This window comes from Chthonomonas sp. (assembly GCF_035294505.1).
GTDB lineage: Bacteria > Armatimonadota > Chthonomonadetes > Chthonomonadales > Chthonomonadaceae > Chthonomonas.
The window spans coordinates 1-5,798 of record NZ_DATGKU010000250.1 but is presented as its reverse complement, the minus strand read 5'-3'; the positions used below and the strand labels follow the sequence as shown (position 1 = coordinate 5,798).

5 protein-coding genes and 1 pseudogene are annotated in these 5,798 nt (G+C 53.1%); all 6 read left to right on the top strand.

Annotation, left to right across the window (positions count from 1 at the left end; all coding sequences use genetic code 11):
* The coding region (locus VKV18_RS15075) for a tetratricopeptide repeat protein (protein ID WP_324205006.1) at positions 1-1,447 on the top strand (1,447 nt) is incomplete at its 5' end.
* Between the two features lie 271 nt (positions 1,448-1,718).
* Entirely contained in the window at positions 1,719-2,564 is an 846-nt protein-coding gene (locus VKV18_RS15070) for a DUF1559 domain-containing protein (RefSeq protein ID WP_324205005.1), read from the top strand.
* Positions 2,565-2,645: 81 nt separating this feature from the next.
* Positions 2,646-2,900, top strand: a complete 255-nt coding sequence (locus VKV18_RS15065; RefSeq protein ID WP_324205004.1) for a hypothetical protein — start codon at positions 2,646-2,648, stop codon at positions 2,898-2,900.
* 28 nt (positions 2,901-2,928) lie between these two features.
* The gene (locus VKV18_RS15060; RefSeq protein ID WP_324205003.1) at positions 2,929-4,176 is read left to right on the top strand and encodes a tetratricopeptide repeat protein; all 1,248 of its coding nucleotides are present in this window, start codon (positions 2,929-2,931) and stop codon (positions 4,174-4,176) included.
* The gene (locus VKV18_RS15055; protein WP_324205002.1) at positions 4,173-5,477 is read left to right on the top strand and encodes a tetratricopeptide repeat protein; all 1,305 of its coding nucleotides are present in this window, start codon (positions 4,173-4,175) and stop codon (positions 5,475-5,477) included. The genes VKV18_RS15060 and VKV18_RS15055 overlap by 4 nt, the downstream gene beginning before the upstream one ends.
* Positions 5,474-5,798: pseudogene (locus VKV18_RS15050) on the top strand (VCBS repeat-containing protein); the annotation flags it as partial. The gene VKV18_RS15055 and the pseudogene VKV18_RS15050, both read left to right, overlap by 4 nt.

Below are 5,798 nucleotides of genomic sequence, written 5' to 3'. Positions count from 1 at the left end.
CAACGAATTCTATTTCTATACTCGCACCCCAAGCCGTCATAATCGAGTAACCTGCACCTTCGATATCGCGTTACCACCCGATTCGCTGCCCAAAGGCGGGTTTCATCATCTTACGATCACAAGCCCCGATTTTGCGGTGCTGCATCCTGTTATAACGCATCCGTTCTCCGCATGGGTGCTCCACGATGCCGCCAACAATACGACGGCTCTTCTCGACGACTCAGGAGTGCTGGATACCTATGGCATTCTGCTTCTGTATGGCATTGATGTCCCCGTCCCCTTCTCGCGACCGGATTCGGGGGGGTTTCCTTCTCTTTCCATTTGTCAAACCATCCAACCAAATCGGCGCTATATTTTAGCCGATCATCGATTCGCTACCGTCCCATTCCTCAATCAAACGGGGTTAGACGATCAAATTCTGTTTCCCAATAACGGCATGCTCTACGTTGCCGTAGGTCTGACCTACTCGTTTTTTGATGCTCCTAGTATAGCGCCTCCGCCCAACTCTTCCAACATCGCCGAGATAGAGGTCAACGATACTTTTCATGATTTTCTGCTCTTTTGGCCGTTAGGAGGATGCCCTATTCCGATCCAAGAGATCACCTGGCACTGGCAGGCAAGGGCTACTCACGCGCATGACCACTGGACGCTCCTCCCCCATAGTCGGCTCTTTTGGCAAGCAAGTCCGTACTATCCTCGGCTACCCCAATGGAGTCGGCGCATCTCTCGTGAATCTCTCAATGATGTTGGTTTTCGCACCACGCGATCCGAAGCCCTAGCCATACAGCAGATTTTCAACAACCTGTGGAGCATGAGATTCGACCTCACAAGTGTTGGTCAAAAAGACGATGACAATGGCGATCTTGCAAACGCCCTCAAACTGTACAAAAATGCATTAGCACGTCTTGATAGCTCAAATTTTCGTGAGGAGCTACTAAAAACCGTTCAGATGATGCTCTTTCCCTTTGGGGAACTTCAAAGCAGGAAGCCGCCCATTCTATGGCCTGCCCACAAAGATCGGATCATCGAGGAGATTTTGGAAGCCTTTTGTAGGTCGCAAAAGGCGGAAATCGCTTTTAAAGTGGGGCAGATTCAGTTGGAAGAGGGCAAGGTGGCCGAGGCACTAAAGTCCTTTAAACAGAGCGAACAGCTAGAGCCTGAAGACTCCATGGTGTCGCTTTACCTGGCGTTTGCCTACTATCGTCTTGGGGATGTCAAGCAAGCTCGCGACTGTTTTGCCCGCTATGCCCAAAAGAGTGGACGTGCTTTTACGGAAACCGATTACGATGCTCCAGAGAAGCTTGATGGCATGATTCTGCTCTCTTTGGCTGCGGAGGGGAACTGGGGGCTGCTGGGAAGCGATGGCGATAAGCGTCGTGCCATAGCCTACGAAATAGAGGCAGAGACCCTCTTTCCCAACGACACGCTGCCACCCTACCGCGAATAGAATTGGGCGTATTTGCATTGGCAGTTGATCATGGAGTCCTGCCCGATCTCCTCTCATTGTCTCGATTTGAGTCTGCATGGAGGGGTTTAGTTGTAAAGAGTTGCGTACGATGAGGAAATAGTGTATAATAGAGTAAAGCGGTTTACCTGTCCATCTTCTCACGTGGCGGCTAAACAAGAAACAAGCGAATGAGAAGAATGGGTGTGTCTCAACTGAAGTAAAGCGCTTTACTAAAAATCATCAACAGTGCATGGAAAGGAATGTTTCAACGATGAAAGCTCAAACTTATCACAAAGCCTTCACCTTGATCGAGCTGCTTGTCGTTATCGCAATTATCGCGATACTGGCAGCGATCCTGTTCCCCGTCTTCGCCCAAGCGCGAGAGAAGGCACGAGCTATTACTTGTGTGAGCAACGCCAAACAGATCGGGCTTGCACTCGAAATGTATGTGCAAGATTACGACGAAAACTTCCCCATGGGCTATGGGGATATGGATACGGGATGGATGAATCAAGGCTGGTCGCTCACCGTCTACCCCTACGTGAAAGAGGCAGGAGCCTATCACTGCCCGGACGACAACACCACTGCTGGTCAAACTTGGGAAGGAACTCCCATCTCTTACGCCGCCAATACCTACGTTACCAACAGCGCCGTGGGCGGGCAATATTTCAAAGGGGTGCTAGGTTGGGCATGGAACGATAGCGCGAACGTTGGAGATGCATGGATTCAACCCGCCAATACCAGCTCTCTAGCACGCGTCACTCAACCCGCCAGCACCATCCTCGTGGCCGAAAAGCTCGATAGGGATGTCTACAAGGCCACAGGCTGGCTAGACAACACTTTCAGTATGGACGCACCCCAGATATTTGAAAACATGGGAGACTTCTGGCCCTGTACCTACATTCCCGACGGTAGTGCGGTGAGCGTTCCCTCACGCTACTCCGGCGGCAAACCGAACCCCTATCCCTACGGCCCAGATGGCGCTGTCAGCTCGCCTCACAATGGTATGGCTACTTTCGTCTTTGTGGACGGGCATGCTAAAGCCATGAAGCCGGTGGCCACCGACCCAGATTCGGTGAACCAGCCCCAAAACAACATGTGGGATGCCACTCGCTAAGCCGGTTGTTACCAACGCGGTAGGATAGTCCTACCGCGTTGGTAAGTTCGTTTAATACTCGCTGCGGAGGTTACAAACCTTATGCTCTTACTGAAAACCTGGTCTGAGAAACGAAAATTCGCTGTTTTGCTGGCGGGAGTTTGTCTTTTGTTGGCTCAAGGTTGCAGCTCGCACAGCTATGTAAATGGGGATACAAAACCTCCTGTCGCCTCGCTGAAAGCCGATCCCTCCAAAATGACGCAGGAACAGAAGGCGCTTTACCAGCGCGTAATGACGCAGATGCAACAGAAAATGCAGAACGTGCAAAGCGCCCCCAAAACGAACTCTCCCCATTAAGGCCGTGCGCGCGAAGGCTAAAGAGAGTATGGAAAACTTGCTGAAACCTTCCCTTCAAGTTAGAGTATCCAGAAGAACTCGCCTGCTCTTTGGCCTTCTCCTCATCCTTCTGGGCATCTACGCTGTCCCTAGGTTACAGCATCTGCTGCAACTTCGTGCCCTCCAAAATGCAAGCGAACAAGAGTTGCAGGAGATGGCACAAAAAGACCCACACAACTACGATGTACAACATCTGCTCGGCAAGCGCGCCCAAGAGATTGGGGACTACCATACGGCCATGCAAGCCTACTGGCAGGCCGTGCAGCTTCGACCTACCAGCGAGACCGATTGGCTTGGTTGGGCACAAAATGCCACCTATGTCAAAGGCCCTATCGGTGGACAGATGATCTTGCTTGCTTACCTTAAACAGTTTCCTCATAGTGTGCCCGCTCTTGTGCAACTTGCCAAAGTCTACATGCTTTGGAACTACCCGGCAAGTGCCCAAGAATATGCGCAGCGGGCGCTTCATCTGCAACCTTCCAACTTTGAAGCCCTCATCCTGCTTGGACAAGCCCAACTCCAACAAGCAGACTACGCCCATGCCGAAGCCACTTTTAAGCAGGCCCAACAGCTCCGCTCTGCCGATTGGCGACCTCTAACCGGCCTGGGCGAAGCGCTCCTGCACGAATGTCGCTACATGGATGCTATACCTGTTCTAGAGAGGGCGACCAGGGCGGCGCCAAATCAGCCGGCGCCGCTTCTAGACCTCGGGCAGTGCTATGCAAAACGCAGCACCACCCCACAAGATGCCAACCAAGCGCGGCAATATCTTCACGCTGCCCTGCTGCATGAAGACCTTATGTCACCTCCCCAACTTTTTGCCACCCTGCAAACATTGGGCGAGCTAGACCTTCAACAGGGACGGCCACAAGCATCGCTTAATTGGCTCCTCCGCGCACAAAAGTTGGAACCGGCCAACCCACAAATCCAGTTTGATCTCGCCCACGCTTATACAGCCTTAGGTAACCATAAGTTGGCATCTATTGCTATGTCGCGTCACCAACAGCTGCTTGTTTACCAACTACAGATCAAACAGCTCTCCGCTCAGATAGCCGCTACCCCGAATAACCCTGCCCTCCGTTTACGTCTTGCGCGCCTCTATGCCTCGCATGGGGATGTGGTAGATGCTTCACGCGAGTATGCCTACCTTCTATCGCACCATCAGGAAGAGAAACAAGCCCAGCATGAACTGCAAGCTATTCTTCCCGATCACCCTTCGGACCTAGCTCAACCATGAGTGCACCAGAACCTGCCACGCCATCCTATCAAGCCTCCAAAACAGCTTCCACCACCCATATTCGTCGCCGCTATACGCTCCGCGTTGTTTTAGCCCTCCTCATTACAGGCCTTGGCGGCGCCATCTATTTCATCGCAACACAGCGGCCGCAGTTCGATCGTGCCTCCCTGTCTGAACTTAAAAACTATGTTCAGCAGCATCCCAACAACCCTGTAGCGTTTTACTACTTGGGCAAACGTGAGGAAGAACTTCAAAAGCTACCGGAAGCGCTTCAGGCCTATTGGCAGGCCATAAGCCTGAACGCCAACTACGCCTCTGCCTGGAAGGCATGGACGCCCCTGGCCATCAAGCAGATGGGGCCTCAGCAGACTTACGATGTGCTCAATCGCTTTCTGCAACAACACCCCAAGAGCGCCTATCCCCATCTCATGATGGGGCTTCTGCTCTACCAAAACGGCTACTTTCCAACCGCCTGTACCGAGGCACAACAGGCCGCGACGCTCGATCCAAAACTGCTGGAAGCGTGGCAGCTTCTTGGTATATCTGCGCAAGCGCAAAGAGACGACGAAAAAGCTGTTGTCGCTTTCCAACACGCCCTTCGTTTACAACCCAAGGATTGGCGCTCACACACCAGCTTAGGAGTGGCTTTAGCCGATCTGAATCGCTTTCCAGAGGCTCTTCAGGAACTGGATACCGGTGTGCTCGAAGCGCCCAAGCAGGGCATAACCCACCTGGAATTAGGGAAGATACGGTTACGCATCGCCCACTCCCCCAATGACTACGAGGCAGCTCGGGCACAACTGCTGCAAGCGCTTGCACTGCGTGCTACTCTTACACCACAAGGGGTGTTCGATGCTCTTCACGCTCTCGGTCAAAGCTACGCAGCTGAGGACAACTGGCTGAAAGCACGCTCTTGGCTGGAGGCAGCAGAGATGCTAAATCCAAACGATGAGTCCCTAGAGTTCGACCTAAGCAACGTCTATCGGCACTTGGGGCTGACAAGCCTCTACCGCCAAGCCGCACAAAAGCACCAGGCTCTTGTGGCTTATCGGCTTAAGGAGAGAGCGTTAAGTGAACACATCGCCACATACCCTAACGATATAGAGGCTCGCCTACAACTTGCACGTCTGCACGCCCGACACGGCTACCTCATGGAGGCGCTTCGCGATTATCGTCTGCTGCTTCTTCGCGCGCCGCAGTTACAGGTAGCCCGACAAGAGCTAGAAGCCCTCATTGCCAAAATCAATGCGATGCCAACTCCCACCCCGTCTTCCTCTTCTGCTGCCGGAGCTGCGCCATGAATGCCGCACGCCTCTCTCGCCGCCAACTGCTTGCCCTTTCTCTTCTCGGATGTGCCGGCTGTCGTGCTAACAACCCTACCGATCCGCCAAACGGACCGCGCTTTATTGACGTGTCCGCCGATGCCGGTTTGGATTATCGGTGGGTCATCCCCGGCCCTCGACCTCTCAACATCCTCCAATCCATCGGCAACGGATGCGCCTTCCTCGATTTCGATAACGACGGCAACCTCGATATCCTCCTCGTCGGCCCCACCCTCGCCCTCTTCCATAATGACGGTAAAGGACACTTCCAAAACGTCACCCAACAAACCGGTCTGGATA